The organism is Pontimicrobium sp. SW4 (assembly GCF_039954625.1).
In the GTDB taxonomy this organism is placed as follows: Bacteria; Bacteroidota; Bacteroidia; order Flavobacteriales; family Flavobacteriaceae; genus Pontimicrobium.
In genome coordinates this window covers 729,294-747,531 of record NZ_CP157199.1, presented here as the reverse complement: position 1 = coordinate 747,531, position 18,238 = coordinate 729,294, and the positions used below count along the sequence as shown (strand labels likewise).

Here is an 18,238-nt window from a genome sequence, read left to right as displayed (position 1 = left end):
AACTTTAAAAACTTTGAAACAAAAAAAAGACAACAAAAAAGTATTTTACTGGCTACTAAGTGGATGTGTTTTAATTTTTATAATGGTAGTTGTTGGTGGTATTACTAGGCTAACTCATTCAGGTTTATCTATATCAAATTACAAGCTTATTTCTGGTACTATTCCTCCAATGAATGATGTAGAATGGCAAGAAGCTTTCGATTTATACAAACAATATCCTGAGTACCAAAAACTCAACAATCACTTTACACTTCAGGATTTTAAAGATATTTATTTCTGGGAATGGTTACATCGTGTAATAGGTCGCTTCATTGGATTAGTATTTATTATTCCATTTTTATATTTTTTAATAAGAAAACAACTTACAAAACCCACAATTAAAAAAGCTATTATTCTTCTATTGCTTGGTGGCTTTCAAGGATTTTTAGGATGGTATATGGTTAAAAGTGGTTTAGTCGATAGACCAGATGTAAGTCATTACAGGTTGGCTGCACATTTAATTACTGCCTTCATAACGTTTGCTTACACATTTTGGGTGGCGCTAGATATAATTTACCCTAACAGAAAAGGATTCGAAACAAGCTTACGAAATTTTATTAGAATAACTTTTGGCATTCTAATATTACAAATTATTTACGGTGCTTTTGTTGCTGGTTTAGACGCTGGATTTATACATAATCATTGGCCAATGATGAGTGAAGGTAAATTCATGCACGAAACCGTTTATATAGAGCAAACACCTATTATAAAAAACTTTTTCGAAGGCAAAAGTGGTGTACAATTTATTCATCGTATTCTTGCATATATTGTGGTTATCCTAATTTTAATAATTTGGAATAAAACCAGAAAAAGAGATATCACTAAAGATCAAAAAAATGGTGTAAATGCATTATTATTCTTGGTAGGACTGCAATTTTTGTTAGGAGTTTTAACCATATTAATGCAAGTTCCTGTATGGCTAGGAGTGGCACACCAAATAGGTGCATTTTTCTTGTTAACTGTAATGACATTTGTATTACACCGATTTAGCAAATAACAAATTTTTAGATAAATTTGCACTTAGAAACATAATTCATGATTTACAGATTTAGAATCATACTTGATAACGATACTGAAGACGATGTTTTTAGAGATATCGAAATTAGAAAAACTGATACTTTAGAAGATTTACATAATACTATTACACAATCTTTTGGATTCGATGGTACAGAAATGGCATCCTTTTATGTAAGTGACGATGAATGGAATCAAGGTGAAGAAATTTCGCTATTTGATATGAGTGAAGGCATAAATTTAGTAAAACTTATGGCAGAAACTCTTCTAGAAGATGTTGTAAATGAAGATAAAACTAAACTGATTTATGTTTACGATTTCTTTAGCATGTGGACCTTTTTAGTAGAATTAGCAGAAATTGTTGAAATAGCTGAAGGTGTAGACTACCCAAATCTTATGTATGTGCATGGACAAATACCAAATGAAGCTCCTGAAAAATCGTTTGAAGCTGATGCTTCTGATAATTTTGACGAATTTGGTGATGATTTAAATATTGACGACTATGAAGATTTAGATTTCAACGAAAATTGGAATTAATAATCTATGATTCATTTGCATTAACGTTTTCATAGTTTCGTTGTATAAAATTCAGAACGTTTTTTAAAATCTCTCCCATATTCTTGCTGCGTTTTAAAGACATATCTAATGTATAATCATAAATTGAAGCCTTTAATTGATCTATATGCTCTTTAAGAGATATAGAATCTTTAATCATACACTCTAACAGCTCTTCTACCCTATCGTGATAGCTTATTAATCGTTTGGCAATTATTGATCGTTCTTCCAACTTATATTGATCAATAGATTCATTTTGGAATTTTTCCGATACTAGCTCAACCATTATTAAATTTTCTTTAAAAAATTGAGGCCTATAAACATTAAACTTACCTTCAAAACTTTGCTGATCAAAATCAATAGCCCTTATTTTATAGACCACATGATCAAAATCATGAGTAGGTACAATCACATAATTATAAGAACGCATATCTCCTAAAAGTCTAATCATGCAGCGTTCATTAAACTTCACAAACTCTTTGGCTATCTGAGATTTTTCGGAACTATTACATTTAGGCAACATGTTCTTTATAAATTCATCTCCTGGAATTCCTACAATATGCTCTTCAATTAATGTATCCTTATAAACTAAAAAATTAAGATTGTATGGAGATAACATATGCTCCAACTCTAGTCCATAAACACGAGAAGCATCAGCTTTTTTCACATAAAAATAAGTGTAATTATCATTTAAAACATTTCTGATTTTCACTCTAAAAGGTTTAGAATTGCCAAACGTACAATAGTCTATAGCATCAACATTCAAAAATGGAATCGTTTTTTCGTTACCATCAGAATGCAAGTTCGCATACACTTTTTTAAGGCTTAAATCTATCTCTTCCCTTTCAAATTCACTATAATACACACGAATCCATAAAGTATCATTATCGTGCTTATCATAAACTACAACAGATCCTTGAAAACGCAATAAATCATCATAAAATACAGGTATTCTTATGTTTCGCTTATATTCAGAAAGATAGCTGTGTAGTTCAGCACTTATTGGAAACGAGGGTTTCTTTTTAGAAATTTTTAAATCTTTCATACAATAAACATACTATTTTTTCAAAAGTAACGTATTTTTATATGGATAATAAAAAGCTTTGTAACAACTTTTGGCTTTTATCGTCTTACATTTATAACTAATCAATCATTACATTTTGGAATCTATTTTAACAATTAATAACCTTACTAAGAAATTTGGTTACCTAACTGCGGTTAAAGACCTTTCTTTTACAATAAATAAAGGCAATGTTTATGGTATACTTGGACCTAACGGAAGTGGTAAATCCACAACACTAGGCGTTGTATTAAACGTTGTAAATAAAACTACCGGAGATTTTCATTGGTTTGATGGTAACACTACAACACATGATGCGCTTAAAAAAGTTGGCGCCATCATTGAAAACCCAAACTTTTACCCATATATGTCAGGCTATGACAACTTAAGGTTAGTTTGTAAAATAAAAGGCGTAGATCTAAGTAAAATAAATGAAAAACTAGAAATTGTTGGTTTAACCGATCGTAGAGACAGTAAGTTTAAAACCTATTCGTTAGGGATGAAACAACGTTTGGCTATAGCTTCAGCATTATTAAACGATCCTGAAATTTTAATTCTAGATGAACCAACAAATGGTTTAGACCCACAAGGAATACACCAAATTAGAAAGATTATTAAAGATATTGCCAATGATGGCACAACCATATTGTTAGCGTCTCACCTATTAGACGAAGTCGAAAAAGTATGTTCGCATGTAGTTGTTTTGCGTAAAGGTGAAAAATTGTATTCAGGTCGCGTTGATGAGATGATTTCTAGTCAAGGTTTCTTCGAATTAAAAACAAATAAACATGATGATTTAATAAAGTTACTTGAAAGTGATGATTCTTTTGGAAAAATTAAAGTAGAAGGTGAATTAATTACTGCTTTTTTAAACAACCCAATGGAAGCTTCAACTTTTAATAAACTAATGTTTGAAAAAGGAATAACATTGTCTCATTTAGTAAAACGTAAAGAGAGCTTAGAAGAACAATTCCTTCAATTAACAGACAATAACTAATCAATCAAAAAAAATCATGATACGACTTTTACAATTAGAATTACAAAAATTATTACTCAATAGAACGAGTAAGATTCTCATATTTATATCGTTCATTTTACCATTTACTATTATTTTACTATCGGCAATTAAAATTAATGTTTTTGGTTTCTTTACACTAGAACTAGGTGAATTAGGTATCTATAACTTCCCAATCATTTGGCATATTACTACTTTTTTCGCATCACAGTTTAAGTTCTTTTTTGCTATTGTTGTGGTGAGTATGATTGGTAATGAGTATAGCAATAAAACTATTAAGCAAAACCTTATTGACGGTTTAAGCAAAAAGGAATTTATCTTATCTAAATTTTACACGATTGTATTCTTTTCTTTGGTGGCAACTGTTCTATTAACTGTGATAGCATTATTGATTGGACTTTACTATTCTAGCTATAATGAAATTGGAATTATACTTTCTGAAACAGAATATTTATTAGGCTATTTTGTTAAGTTAATTGGGTTCTTCTCTTTCTGTTTATTCTTAGGTATGTTAGCAAAAAGATCTGCGTTTGCTTTGGCATTTTTGTTTGTTGATTTTATTCTAGAATGGATAATATTTGGGGTAATCGCTTGGAAAGCAAATGTTGATATTGCTGAGAAAATTCAAAATTTCTTTCCGCTTAAATCTATGTATAATCTTGTTAAGCAACCGTTTCAACGTATTGCTATGTCAAAATTCCCTGACAAAGCGAACTTAGCGTATGACTACGCTGTGCATTGGTATGAGTTAGTAATTGTACTAGGTTGGACGGCTTTATTTATATTTTTATCGTATAGATTATTAAAAAAGCGAGATTTATAATATCTTTATAAGCTACATTGCTTGTAATGAAAAAGATATTTTTAATCCTTTCCCTCACTATGTGTGCTCAATTTTGGGCTCAAAATCAAGCTGCCAATTGGTATTTTGGTGATGGAGCTGGCATTAATTTTAATGTGGATAACGGCACTGTTAGCTCAATAGACCAAGGAAGCTTAAACACTATAGAAGGTAACGCAAGTATTTCTGATGAGGACGGTAATTTACTTTTTTACACAGATGGTACTTTTGTTTTTAACAGAAACCATCAAATTATGCAAAATGGAAGTGGTTTGTTTGGAAATGAATCCAGTTCGCAATCTGCTATAATTGTACCTAAACCTGATGATGTTAATATTTATTACATATTTACTGTAGATCATATTCAAGGAGCTAATGGTTTAAACTATTCGATTGTTGATATGACTTTGGCTGGTGGCTTAGGTCGAGTTACCGATAAAAACATCAACCTACTAGCTATATCTACTGAGAAGATTTCGGCAGTAATAAAAGATTGTATAACAAAGTCTATTTGGGTAGTTACTTTAGCATCAGAAGATGGTAGTATAGGTCCTATAAATTCTTTTCATGCGTATGAGGTTAATGATAATGGTGTTAATACAACACCAATAACTTCAACCTTTAACAATTTAAGCATTTTTGACAGAAGAGGCTATTTAAAATTATCGCCAGATGGAAATCATCTTGTTACTGCTAATGCTGGAGATGGTTTATTTCTTTACGATTTTGATTCTAGTACTGGAATTGTAAGCAACCAACAACGTCTTTTTATAAGTTCTAATAATGGAATACCTTATGGTGTTGAGTTTTCTCCAAACAGCAATCTTTTATATGTTAACTCATCAAACGATTTTTTTAGTCGTGATAATCCAGATGATGTTAATAATCCTGCTAATCATCACTCTGTATTGACACAATTTAATTTAAATGCTGGAGATATTCAAAGTAGTGAGTTTAAAGTAGACGAAAGATCATTGTATAGAGGAGCTCTTCAATTAGGTCCTAATGGTAAAATTTATAGAGCACTATCTGCTACATATGATGTTGGAATACCATATTTAGGAGTTATTAATAATCCAAATGCACTTGGTGCTGCTTGTAACTATCAGCATAATGCAGTTAGTCTTTCTCCAAATAGATCAAGACAAGGATTACCACCTTTTATACAATCATTATTTAATACTCAAATTGATATTATTCGAAACCAAGTAAGTAATACCACACTTAATTTATGTGAAGGAGAAGATTATACACTTGTAGCTGATGACATTCTTGGTGCAACTTATACTTGGACTCGTGATGGCATAGTTTTGTCTGAAGCAGATTTTGACTTAAACATAACCCAAGGTGGATATTATCAGCTCTATATTGAGCCTAATAATGGTGATTGCGCTATAGAAGGTGAAGCTATAGTAACATATTCACCAAACCCTGAAGCGTTCCATGCTAGCTTATATCAATGTGATGAAGATGGCAACCCAGATGGATTTACTCTGTTTAATCTTACAGAAGCAAATGATGATTTAACTGGAGGCTTTGCTAACAGGTCAACTAAATTCTATTTATCATTATTAGATGCTGAAAATGAGGTTAACGAAATAGATGGTACATCATTCAATAACACAACAAATCCGCAAACGATATATGCAAAAGTTTTCAATAATCTTACTGGTTGTAATGATATAGCTGAACTCTATTTAGATGTTACAGCTACAGATGCTAATAATGCTAAGCTTACTCAATGTGACAATGATGGCAATGAAGATGGGTTTTATAATTTCGATTTAACCCAAGCTAACAATGCGATTCTAAATGGTTTACCAACTACGCTAACAGTAAAATATTATATATCCTATGAAGATTCTCTTTTAGAACGAAGTGAATTAGGAGACAACTTTACAAATACAGCTCCTTATAATCAAACCATTTATGCAAGAATTGAAAACGATAATGCTTGTTTTGGAATTTCTGAAATTGAATTAGTGATTTTAGAACTACCAAATATTGAGGATCAATACGAAGATATTTATTGTTTAAATTTTTATCCGCAGCTCATAACTTTAGATGCTGGTTTAATTAATAACTTACCAAGTGATTTCACATATTTATGGTCAACAGGTGAAACAACACAGGAAATTTCAGTAAATACTCCTGGCACTTACACCGTTACTGTAACAAATTCTAATAATTGCGATAAAGTTAGAACCATAAATGTATTACCTTCAAATATTGCAACCATCGAAAATATTGAAATTGCAGATGCTAGATCAAATAATACAATAACAGTTTTAGTTTCTGGTGAAGGTGATTATGAATTTGCAATTGATAATATGTACGGTCCTTACCAAGACAGTAACCTTTTTGAAAATGTAGCTCCAGGATTTCATACTGTCTACATTAGAGATAAAAATAATTGCGGAATTATTGACGATATGGTTTCTGTTATTGGATTTCCAAAATTCTTTACACCTAATGATGATGGCTACAACGACACTTGGCAAATTTATGGAATTACTGATCCATCCCAAGCCGAAAGTATAATTTATATTTTTGACCGTTATGGTAAATTATTAAAAGAACTGAGCCCTCAAGGAAAAGGTTGGGACGGTACTTATAATGGCCAAGATTTACCTACTAGTGATTATTGGTTTCATGTAAAACTTCAAGATGGGCGCATTTTTAAAAGTCACTTTACTTTAAAACGCTAACCATAAGTAGCTTTCAGCTTGTATTTGAAGCTTCATTTTTGTAATATTTTTCAACTACCCAAATGCATTTCATCGATTATTTTTGGTGTTTCGTCTATTTTTTACATATTTTCACCATATAAATCCAAATCGTAATCAATAGCTTTAAAAGCCCAAATCTTTTTAAGCTATGATATAACATTAGAAATGAGAATAACCTACTTATTTTCCCTCTTATGTGTACTATTGTGCACTTCGGTATACTCGCAAAGAATTTCGATTGATAATTCTCAATCAGTACAAACATTAATCGAGAATAATCTAGCTGAAGGTTGTGTAGAAATAACCAATATTTCATCTTCGGTAAATGGAACTGTTAATGGGTTTTCAAGTTTTGGATATTTTGAACGTGCCAATACAAACTTCCCATTTGAAAATGGCATAATGCTATCCACAGGAAATGCAAATTCGGCAGGAAATACAGTAAATACTAATATTCTTAATGAAGGTGAGTTAACTTGGGGAACAGATCCTGATTTAGAAAATGCTCTAGGCATCACAGATACACATAACGCTACATCTATAGAATTTGACTTTGTATCTATCTCTAATTTAATTCAATTCAATTACATATTAGCATCCGAAGAGTATTTTGGAAACTTCCCTTGTGAATATTCTGATGGATTTGCTTTTTTAATTAAAGAGGCTGGTACAGCCAATCCATACACAAATATTGCATTAATCCCAGGAACAAATACGCCTGTAAATACCAATACTGTGCATGATGAAATAGTTGGTTTTTGCCCTTCAGAAAATGAACAATATTTTGATGGCTATAGCATGGGAGACACTAACTATAATGGTAGAACTACTGTGTTAACAGCTACAGCAAACATAAACCCAAATGTACTTTATAGGATTAAATTAGTAATTGCAGATCAAAATGATGAAAACTACGATTCAGCAGTATTCATTCAAGGAAATAGTTTTAATCCAACAGTAGATTTAAGTCCAGACATTAACACATGCGCTCAAAGTTATACCATAAATGGAGACATACTAAATCCTTTAGCGACTTATGTGTGGTATAAAAATGGCATATTATTACCAACGGAAACTAATACAACACTTAATGTAAATAGTTCTGGAGATTATACAGTTGAAATTACAATCCCACTAAATTCAACTAACTGTGTTATTGAAGATACTGTAGAAATAGTTTTAAATTCTGAACAAACAGTCAACCCTATAACTGATTACGAATTGTGTGATGATGCTAGTGAAGATGGCATTGAATTTTTTGATCTTACAATAAAAGATAATGAAATTACTAATGCAGTAACGCCAGGAACCTATAATATATCCTACCATTTAAGCAATGTAGATGCACAAAATAATTTAAACCCTATTACAACTCCTATACAAAACACTACAAATCCGCAACCAATTTTTGTAAGAATTGAAGATATAAATACTGGTTGTATGGCATATACCAATTTTAATTTAATAGTAAATTCATTACCAAATATCGTTAATCCAACACCAATTGTATTATGTGATGATACTGTAGCTGATGGTTCAACACAAATAGATTTAACACAAGCCGATAATGAAATTACCCAAGGAAATCCAGATTTGAGGGTGACTTATCATTTATCTCAAGTAGATGCAGACAATGGCATTAACGCTATTCCATCACCTTATGTAAATACATTACAATCCGAACAACTTTTTGTGAGAGTAATAAATACAAATACAGGATGCGTTAACACAACAACCATTGATATTGTTGTCTTAGACAGACCTGTTGTAAATCCAAATTTACCTCCTCTAAACGCTTGTGATAATGATAATGACGGATTTGCTTTTTTCGACCTAACACAAATAATTCCAGATTTATTACAAGGCCTTACAGGTGTAACAGTAACTTTTCATACATCAAATGCTGATGCTACAAATAATACCAACCCAATAGCTGACGCTTCAAACTATGAGAATATAACTGCTAATACTCAAAATATTTATATTAGAATTGAAGATGATACAACTGGCTGCTTTACAATTGTGCCTATTATTATTCATACAAATCTATTAAATACAGGAACTGCAATACAGGATTTCGAAACTTGTGATGATAGTAGTGGTGATGGTATAGAATCGTTCGATTTATTAGATATAGCTTCAACTATTATAAATAATCTTGCAAATACAAACATTACATTTTATGAGACTGAAAACGATATGGACAATAACATTAATCCTATTGATCAAAATGTCCCTTATATAGTTAATGCAAGCCCACAAATCATTTTCATTAAAATTGAAAATGATAATTGCGATTATCAGTCACAAATAAATTTAGTAGTAAACCCTCCAATAACTTTAGCTCCTGTAGCAACCATTGACTATTGTGATACTGATGATGATGGATTTATATTACTTGATTTAAATTCTTTCGATAGCTTAGTTAATAATGGACTTTTTGGTGTTTCCGTTAGATACTTTACCTCTCAAACTGATGCCAATAATAATACCAATGTATTACCGCAATTTTATACAAATACATCAACTCCACAAACGTTTTATGCAAGAGTAAGCGATAACTTAACTGGATGCTTTAGTACCATACCTTTTGATATTAACGTTATTCCTGCACCAACTGTTAACAGTCCAATAAAAATAATTATTTGCGATGATGATCAAGACGCTTTTTCAGTTATCGATTTAGATGCCTTAATCCCTAGTATAGTATCAAGTACAACAGATTTAGCAATAAGTTTCCACACGACTTTAAACGATTTACATAATAATACTAATGCAATTATAGCATCTTCTGCATTTAGTGCAACAAATCAAACTATTTATACAAGAGTTGAGAGTACTATCACTGGATGTTACGCTATTGCCGAAATTCCTGTAACTGTAAATACACTTCCTGTGTTTCCAATAATTTCAACCTTTGAAAATTGTGAAACGGATGGCAATCAAACAACAGATTTTCTTTTCAACACTAAAGACTCAGAAATCCTAAATGGTCAAACTGGTAAACAAGTGTTGTATTTCGAAACAGAGCTTGATGCCATTAACAGAACAAATAGTATTGACAAAAACTCTAACTACACTAACACTTCAAGTCCACAAACTATTTATATAAGAGTTGAAAATATTACAGACCAAAGTTGCTATGGAACATCGTCATTTATAATTGAAGTTGGTTCGGTACCATTATTTAATCCTCCAACAAACTTTATTGTGTGTGATGATATTACTAACGATGGCTTAGAAGTCTTTGATCTAAATGAAAAAACATTAGAAATATCTCAAGGGAGCCCTGAAACTTTAAGCATTACTTATTATACATCACTTACTGATGCTGAAAATATGCAAAATGACATTGGTGATAATTATACAAATGTTTCTAATCCGCAACAAATTTATGCAAGAATAGAAAATGGTACATATTGCCATGCTATTGCAGAATTTGGATTAAACGTAATTCAAGTACCAACAGTTAATCTACCATCAGCTCTTAGCAATTGTGACACAGATTATGATGGTATTTCTACATTTGACCTTACTGTGGCTGAATTTGAAATTTTAGACCTTAGAAATAATGGAATTATCATTACTTATTTTGAATCATTAGAAACCTTAGAATCGAATACAAACACGATTTCTAATCCTGAAACTTATAACAACATAGCAAATCCTCAAACAGTATTCGTAAAAGTTGAAAACACACTATCTGGTTGTTACGTTTCTATTCCTTTAGAGCTGGAAGTTAACTTACCTCCAAATATTAACACAATACCTACCATTGATATTTGCGATAATGACACAGATATTTATGATTTAAATGAAGCCACACAAATCCTATTTTCTAATACAAGTAATACGCTAATAACGTATCATTTTAGTCTAGCTGATGCTCAAAATAATCAAAATGATATTGGAAGCACATATAATTATACATCTTCAAATGAAACACTTTATGTAAGAGCTGAAAACACTATTACTACCTGTGTTGCCATATCATCTTTCGAGTTGGTAGTATATCAAAATCCAATAGCAAATACTCCTCCTAATTTAGAGTCTTGTGATGATGATTACGATTTTACACTATTTTTTGATTTATCACAACAAACATCATCCGTTTTAGGAGTGCAAAACCCAGTAAATTTTACTGTAACATATCATGAAACTAGTAATAATGCTCAAAATGGAGAATACGCAATTTCAAATCTTAACTATGAAGCAGTTGATGGTCAAGAAATATTTATTCGATTAGAAAACAATACAACAGGTTGTTTTGACACAGCCTCATTTTTTACAAATGTTCAAAGAAAGCCTGTAGTCAATATTCCTCAGCAAACCATTTGTTTAGATAATTTCCCATTAACAGTTATGGCTGGAGAGCTTGTAGCAGGAGACACGTATTTATGGTCAACTGGAGAAACTACCTCAGAAATTGATATTCATCAAATTGGTCAATATTGGGTAACCGTAACAACACCAAATGGCTGTACAACATCTACAATATTTGACGTTATAGAATCTGAACAAGCAACCATTGAAGTGACTGAAACTGTAGATTTTAGTGATCCAAATAATATAACCATAACCATTAGTGGTATTGGAAATTATATGTATGTATTAGACGGTGGGGAACCACAAGAGTCTAATGTATTTGAAAACGTATCGCTTGGCAGCCATACTGTTACAATTATCGATTTAAATGGTTGTGCTTCCATTTCAAGAGAAGTAGTAGTAATTGATACGCCAAAATTTATGACGCCTAATGGTGATGGCTATTTTGATACATGGCATATTTCTGGTATAGAACACCTATCAGGAACTACCATTAGCATTTTTGATAGGTATGGTAAGCAAATGACGTTTTTAACCTCCGAAACCGAAGGTTGGGATGGCACTTATAATGGTTTAAATATGCCTGCAAGCGATTATTGGTTTGTGGCTAATGTCAAACAAAATGGTGCCGAATTTCAAGTAAAAGGACATTTTGCTTTACGTCGATAATATTTATTGCGTAATTTTGCTGAATGCACTTTAAAATTGAATCAGAATTTAGTCCAACTGGTGATCAGCCTCAGGCTATAGAACAACTTTCTAACGGTATTAATTCTAATGAAAAGTACCAAACATTACTTGGTGTAACTGGTTCTGGTAAAACGTTTACAGTTGCTAATGTAATAGAAAAAGTTCAACGCCCAACGCTTGTACTAGCTCATAATAAAACCTTAGCTGCTCAATTATATTCTGAATTCAAACAATTCTTCCCAGATAATGCTGTAGAATATTTTGTGTCGTATTACGATTATTATCAACCTGAAGCCTACATTCCTGTCTCAGGTGTATACATAGAAAAGGATCTTTCTATTAATGAAGAAATAGAAAAAATGCGTTTAAGTACTACCTCTTCATTGCTTTCAGGAAGACGAGATGTGTTAGTTGTTGCATCTGTATCTTGTTTGTATGGTATTGGGAATCCTGTAGAGTTTCAAAAAAATGTAATTACGATAGAACGTGATCAGGTTATTTCGCGAACCAAATTACTACATCAATTAGTTCAAAGTTTATATTCTAGAACTGAGGCAGATTTTAACCATGGGAATTTTAGAATTAAAGGAGATACTGTAGATATTTTTCCGAGTTATGCTGATGATGCTTTTCGAATTCACTTTTTTGGAGATGAGATAGAAGATATTGAAGCTTTTAATATCCAAACAAACGAAATCATAGAAAAATACGATAGACTTACTATCTATCCAGCAAATATGTTTGTAACCTCACCTGATGTATTGCAAAACGCGATAAAAGATATTCAAGACGATTTAGTAAAACAACACGACTACTTTAAAGAGATTGGAAAGCATCTAGAAGCCAAACGTTTAAAAGAACGAACCGAATTTGACCTAGAAATGATTCGTGAGTTGGGTTATTGTTCTGGTATCGAAAATTACTCACGCTATTTAGATGGTAGACAAGCAGGTTCAAGACCTTTCTGTTTATTGGATTATTTTCCTGATGATTTTTTAATGGTTATTGATGAAAGTCACGTAACTATTTCACAAGTTCATGCTATGTATGGAGGAGACAGAAGCCGAAAAGAGAACTTAGTAGAATATGGTTTTAGGTTACCAGCAGCTATGGATAATCGGCCTTTAAAGTTTGAAGAATTTGAAGCGCTACAAAATCAAGTAATTTACGTGAGTGCTACGCCTGCGGATTATGAATTGCAAAAAACAGATGGCATATATGTTGAGCAGGTCATACGACCAACTGGTTTATTAGATCCAATTATAGAAGTGAGACCAAGCTTAAATCAGATTGATGATTTAATAGAAGAGATACAGCAACGTGTTGAAAAAGATGAGCGTACTTTAGTCACAACACTTACCAAACGAATGGCCGAAGAATTAACTAAATATTTAGCTAGAATACAAATTCGAGTACGTTATATACATAGTGATGTAGACACTTTAGAACGTGTTGAGATTATGCAAGATTTACGTAAAGGGTTATTTGATGTACTTGTTGGAGTTAATTTATTACGTGAAGGACTAGATTTACCTGAAGTTTCTTTAGTTGCTATCTTAGATGCCGATAAAGAGGGATTCTTACGTTCGGCAAGATCCTTAACTCAAACAGTTGGTAGAGCTGCAAGACACCTTAATGGAAGAGCTATTATGTATGCTGATAAAGTCACCAAAAGTATGCAGAAAACTATGGACGAGACAAATTATCGTAGAGAAAAACAAATTGCCTACAATACTGCAAATGATATCACACCAAAAGCTTTAAACAAAAGCTTAAATAATGTATTAACTAAAAACTCTGTGAGTTCTTACTACTATGAACTGGAAGCCCAAAAAGCAGCAGAACCCGAAAGTGAATACTTAACAAAACCTGAACTAGAAAAAAAGATTCGTGAAAAACGCAAACTTATGGAGCAGGCAGCAAAAGAATTAGACTTTATGCTTGCTGCAAAAGTGAGGGATGAAATTAAGGCTTATCAAACCAAGCTGAATCAATTAAAAGTATAGTTTTTCTATAAAGTATTGTTTAATTATACTGTGTTTTAAAAATGTCTATTAAAAAATCTGGAGGAATAATTTTATGCGGAAAACTTTCCATTAAATCTAAAACCCTATTAATGGCTTCATGACCTAATCCCATTCTTAACCCAAAATTGTGAAGTCTTATGAGATCTTTCTCTGCAACTTCAGCATCTAAATTCATTAACAATACCAATCTATGAAACTGAACAATGCGTTCACTATGAGACTTTAAATGAATATGTGTGACAGGGTTATCTAATAGGTAATCAAAATCTTCTTGGGTAATCTCTAATTGTTTAGCAACTCCCAGTAAAAAATTATATTCTATTTCTTTTAAGCTATTATCAATTCTTGCGAATGCAATCATTTCTGAGAGCAAACTTAACTTTTCAACACGATTTATCATGGCTGAGTGAGAATTAATTATTGATTATATAAAATTAGGTATAATTACCCTTTTATAATCGTAGATATAATGTATCTCATCGAAAAAAAGACGTCTTTTCATCGTCTTTTTTATGACTTAGAATATATTTTAATTGTATCTTATTGATTTACAATAAATTAAAATAAATTAATTAATATACTAAATTAATCTATTGTTCGTTTTGCTTTTCATTTTTTAACCATAATACTAATCTTTCTAAACAGTATTAAACGTAAAAAAACTCCTAAGCAACACTTAGGAGTTTTCAAGACTAATCAATGAAGCTTCTTATTCTTCTGCAGTTAACCTAACTGGTACAATAAATTTATCTTTTAAAGTTTCATAAGACCCAGATACTTTTCTATAATTTAATCTACTCTTAATGTAATTTTTCATTTTCTCATCGTTAGAATCTACAGATAAAACAACTAGTTCGTTGTTTTTATTTATTGTAAGCGTAACGTTTGCTGTCATCTCATGATCTACATCAAAACTTGGATTTTTGAGAAATCTCTCAATTTTCAATGTAATTTTTGAAGTTTCAACCGAAGGTTTTTCTGGACTAGTACTTGCCATAAGTACACTGCTAAACGTTATCGTTACGGCTAACAGTAATGCTTTTAATTGTTTCATAATTGTTCGTTTTAAATTGATTAAATAAAATTGATTGATGTCTTATAGACTATACTTTAAACACAATTGTTACAGAGTTATTTACTAATTAACTTATGTTTAACGATAATTAATACTTAATTAACATATTGCGTTTTAATACAAAACAAAATTATGCAACAAAAAAGAGTAGTGTATTACACTACTCTTAATAAATATATATGTATATGTTAACTAAGCTAAAACCGCTTGAACTTTATCGGCAGCTTCTTGAAATTCAACAGCACTTTGCACATCTAAACCAGAACTATCAATAAGTTCTTTCGCAATATCAGCATTAGTACCTTGAAGCCTTACAATAATTGGCACCTCTATATTACCCATGTTTGTATAAGCATCAATAACACCTTGAGCAACACGATCACAACGCACAATTCCACCAAAAATATTAATGAGTATTGCTTTTACTGCTGGGTCTTTTAATATTATTCTAAACGCAGCCTCTACTCTAGCAGCGTCAGCAGTACCACCAACATCTAAGAAATTAGCTGGCTCACCACCTGCTTGTTTAATTAAATCCATTGTTGCCATTGCTAAACCTGCACCATTTACCATACAACCAACATTTCCATCTAAATCAACATAATTTAAGCCTAAAGCTCCAGCTTCAACTTCAATTGGATTTTCTTCACGTAAGTCACGCAATTCAGCCAAGTCTTTATGTCTAAATAATGCATTATCATCTAAAGATACTTTAGCATCAACTGCCATAATTTTGTCATCACTTGTTTTTAGAACTGGATTGATTTCAAATAATGAAGAATCAGATTCTACATACGCTTTATATAAAGACGTCACAAATTTTGTCATGTCTTTAAATGCTGCTCCAGATAAGCCTAAATTAAAAGCTACTTTACGTGCTTGAAATGGTAAAATACCAGTAGCAGGATCAATTTCTTCAGTAAAAATTAAATGTGGTGTTTCTTCAGCAACCGTTTCAATATCCATACCTCCTTCAGTAGAATACATAATCATATTACGCCCTGTACCTCTATTTAAAAGTACAGACATATAATACTCTTCTGGCTCAGAATCTCCAGGATAGTAAACATCTTCAGCTACTAAAACCTGATGAACACGCTTTCCTTCAGCAGAAGTTTGCGGTGTTATCAAATCCATTCCTATAATTTGACTAGCTATTGCTTTAACTTCATCAAGATTTTTGGCTAATTTCACACCTCCACCTTTTCCACGACCACCTGCGTGAACTTGTGCCTTTATAACATGCCATCCAGTTCCAGTATCTTCGGTTAATTTCTTAGCTGCTAAAACTGCTTCATCAGCATTTTGTGCAACAATACCACGTTGAATACGTACTCCAAAACTGCTTAATAATTCTTTTCCTTGATATTCGTGTAAATTCATAACTTGCTTAATGATTTAAGATGCGCAAATGTAAATAATAGCTATTAATTAGACTAATATTTTAATTAGTAATGGCAACTTTATTAATAACTCATTTTTAGAATTGTTATATAATTAACAAATAGTTTAATTGTTACTATTTTTTAATTGTTCTAGTAATAATTAGAAAGTAATAAAATATATTTGAAGCATAAATAAACACAATACCATGAAAAAAGAGCAACTACTTAACATAGCTAAGGAGTTTGGAAGTCCCATTTACGTGTATGATGCACATAAAATAGAATCGCAATATAAACGATTAATCTCAGCGTTTAGTAATGTTAAAAATTTGAAGATTAATTATGCTGCTAAAGCATTATCCAATATTTCGGTTTTAAAATTTCTAAAAAACTTAGGCTCTGGTTTAGATACTGTATCTATACAAGAAGTACAATTAGGGTTGGTTGCTGGTTTCAAAGCGCAAAACATCATTTTTACACCAAATGGTGTTTCATTAGAAGAAATTGAAGAAGTTGCTAAACTAGGTGTACAAATTAATATTGACAATCTCTCAATACTAGAACAATTTGGAAGTAAACATCCAGATATTCCAGTGTGCATTAGAATTAATCCGCATGTGATGGCTGGTGGAAACACAAACATTTCTGTTGGACATATTGACTCTAAATTTGGAATTTCTATTCATCAAATTCCGCATATTATAAGAATTGTAGAAAATACCAAAATGCATATTAATGGTATTCATATGCATACTGGAAGTGACATTTTAGATATTGATGTGTTTTTATATGCAAGTGAAATACTGTTTGAAACTGCGAAAAATTTTAAAAGTCTTGAATTTATTGATTTTGGCTCTGGATTTAAAGTCCCTTATAAAAAAGGTGACATAGAAACAAATATTGAAGAGTTTGGAAAAAAATTAACCTCTCGTTTTAATGAGTTTTGTAAAAGCTATGGTAAAGAATTAACACTTGCTTTTGAGCCTGGAAAATTCTTAGTAAGTGAAGCAGGTTTCTTTTTAGCAAAAGTGAATGTCGTTAAACAAACAACCTCTACTGTTTTTGCACAAGTAGATTCTGGATTTAATCATTTAATTAGACCAATGCTATATGGTTCTCAACATGAAATAACTAATATTTCTAATCCACAAGGTAGAGAACGTTTTTACTCTGTTGTTGGTTATATATGTGAGACAGATACATTTGCAAATAACAGACGTATAAACGAAATTAACGAAGGCGATATTTTAGCTTTTAAAAATGCTGGTGCCTATTGTTTTACTATGGCTAGTAATTATAACTCTAGGTTTAGACCAGCTGAAGTTTTATGGTACAATAATAAAGCACATTTAATAAGAAAACGTGAAACATTTGATGATTTATTAGCGAATCAAATTACGGTTGATTTGAGTGAAAAAAAATCAACAATCAAAAAATAAACAAATTGCCAATTTGTTTCAATAGCGTTAGATTAAAATCTAA

At 31.4% G+C, this 18,238-nt stretch carries 12 protein-coding genes; 8 read left to right on the top strand and 4 right to left on the bottom strand.

The window, feature by feature from the left end; all coding sequences use genetic code 11:
- Positions 1 to 13: 13 nt before the first annotated feature.
- A complete protein-coding gene (locus ABGB03_RS03475) occupies positions 14 to 1,036 on the top strand; it encodes a COX15/CtaA family protein (protein ID WP_347924858.1) in 1,023 nt (340 codons plus the stop codon).
- A 38-nt stretch (positions 1,037 to 1,074) separates the two neighbouring features.
- Entirely contained in the window at positions 1,075 to 1,590 is a 516-nt protein-coding gene (locus ABGB03_RS03470; RefSeq protein WP_347924857.1) for a hypothetical protein, read from the top strand.
- A gap of 4 nt (positions 1,591 to 1,594) precedes the next feature.
- Here the strand turns inward: ABGB03_RS03470 and ABGB03_RS03465 are convergent, their stop codons facing one another.
- The gene (locus ABGB03_RS03465) at positions 1,595 to 2,653 is read right to left on the bottom strand and encodes a hypothetical protein (protein WP_347924855.1); all 1,059 of its coding nucleotides are present in this window, start codon (positions 2,651 to 2,653) and stop codon (positions 1,595 to 1,597) included.
- Positions 2,654 to 2,768: 115 nt separating this feature from the next.
- Between ABGB03_RS03465 and ABGB03_RS03460 the strand changes: the two genes are divergently transcribed.
- The 5 genes from ABGB03_RS03460 to uvrB all read left to right on the top strand — a co-directional run bounded on the left by ABGB03_RS03460 (position 2,769) and on the right by uvrB (position 14,275).
- Positions 2,769 to 3,665 (top strand): ABC transporter ATP-binding protein, encoded by an 897-nt coding sequence (locus ABGB03_RS03460; protein ID WP_347924853.1) that lies wholly within the window; start codon positions 2,769 to 2,771, stop codon positions 3,663 to 3,665.
- Positions 3,666 to 3,681: 16 nt separating this feature from the next.
- A complete protein-coding gene (locus ABGB03_RS03455) occupies positions 3,682 to 4,506 on the top strand; it encodes an ABC transporter permease subunit (protein ID WP_347924851.1) in 825 nt (274 codons plus the stop codon).
- Between the two features lie 26 nt (positions 4,507 to 4,532).
- Positions 4,533 to 7,232 (top strand): T9SS type B sorting domain-containing protein, encoded by a 2,700-nt coding sequence (locus ABGB03_RS03450; RefSeq protein WP_347924849.1) that lies wholly within the window; start codon positions 4,533 to 4,535, stop codon positions 7,230 to 7,232.
- A gap of 186 nt (positions 7,233 to 7,418) precedes the next feature.
- Positions 7,419 to 12,248 (top strand): choice-of-anchor L domain-containing protein, encoded by a 4,830-nt coding sequence (locus ABGB03_RS03445; protein WP_347924847.1) that lies wholly within the window; start codon positions 7,419 to 7,421, stop codon positions 12,246 to 12,248.
- 23 nt (positions 12,249 to 12,271) lie between these two features.
- Positions 12,272 to 14,275, top strand: a complete 2,004-nt coding sequence (gene uvrB / locus ABGB03_RS03440; RefSeq protein WP_347924845.1) for an excinuclease ABC subunit UvrB — start codon at positions 12,272 to 12,274, stop codon at positions 14,273 to 14,275.
- A gap of 19 nt (positions 14,276 to 14,294) precedes the next feature.
- Here the strand turns inward: uvrB and ABGB03_RS03435 are convergent, their stop codons facing one another.
- From ABGB03_RS03435 to sucC, 3 genes are all read right to left on the bottom strand, one after another.
- Complete coding sequence (locus ABGB03_RS03435) at positions 14,295 to 14,696, bottom strand: TerB family tellurite resistance protein (protein ID WP_347924843.1); 402 nt, start codon at positions 14,694 to 14,696, stop codon at positions 14,295 to 14,297.
- Between the two features lie 309 nt (positions 14,697 to 15,005).
- Positions 15,006 to 15,350, bottom strand: a complete 345-nt coding sequence (locus tag ABGB03_RS03430; protein WP_347924841.1) for a hypothetical protein — start codon at positions 15,348 to 15,350, stop codon at positions 15,006 to 15,008.
- Between the two features lie 213 nt (positions 15,351 to 15,563).
- On the bottom strand, positions 15,564 to 16,754 hold the full coding sequence (sucC, locus tag ABGB03_RS03425) for an ADP-forming succinate--CoA ligase subunit beta (protein WP_347924839.1): 1,191 nt from the start codon (positions 16,752 to 16,754) through the stop codon (positions 15,564 to 15,566).
- 208 nt (positions 16,755 to 16,962) lie between these two features.
- On the opposite strand from sucC, the gene lysA reads away from it, so the two are divergent.
- Positions 16,963 to 18,195 (top strand): diaminopimelate decarboxylase, encoded by a 1,233-nt coding sequence (gene lysA, locus ABGB03_RS03420; RefSeq protein ID WP_347924838.1) that lies wholly within the window; start codon positions 16,963 to 16,965, stop codon positions 18,193 to 18,195.
- The last annotated feature ends 43 nt before the right edge of the window (positions 18,196 to 18,238 follow it).

Excerpts from the sequence above, each read along its gene's own strand:
- uvrB (WP_347924845.1), top strand. The coding sequence starts at position 12,272 with ATGCACTTTAAAATTGAATCAGAATTTAGTCCAACTGGTGATCAGCCT.
- ABGB03_RS03445 (WP_347924847.1), top strand. The coding sequence starts at position 7,419 with ATGAGAATAACCTACTTATTTTCCCTCTTATGTGTACTATTGTGCACT.
- ABGB03_RS03455 (WP_347924851.1), top strand. The coding sequence starts at position 3,682 with ATGATACGACTTTTACAATTAGAATTACAAAAATTATTACTCAATAGA.
- ABGB03_RS03470 (WP_347924857.1), top strand. The coding sequence starts at position 1,075 with ATGATTTACAGATTTAGAATCATACTTGATAACGATACTGAAGACGAT.
- lysA (WP_347924838.1), top strand. The coding sequence starts at position 16,963 with ATGAAAAAAGAGCAACTACTTAACATAGCTAAGGAGTTTGGAAGTCCC.
- ABGB03_RS03430 (WP_347924841.1), bottom strand. The coding sequence starts at position 15,350 with ATGAAACAATTAAAAGCATTACTGTTAGCCGTAACGATAACGTTTAGC.
- sucC (WP_347924839.1), bottom strand. The coding sequence starts at position 16,754 with ATGAATTTACACGAATATCAAGGAAAAGAATTATTAAGCAGTTTTGGA.
- ABGB03_RS03435 (WP_347924843.1), bottom strand. The coding sequence starts at position 14,696 with ATGATAAATCGTGTTGAAAAGTTAAGTTTGCTCTCAGAAATGATTGCA.
- ABGB03_RS03450 (WP_347924849.1), top strand. The coding sequence starts at position 4,533 with ATGAAAAAGATATTTTTAATCCTTTCCCTCACTATGTGTGCTCAATTT.
- ABGB03_RS03465 (WP_347924855.1), bottom strand. The coding sequence starts at position 2,653 with ATGAAAGATTTAAAAATTTCTAAAAAGAAACCCTCGTTTCCAATAAGT.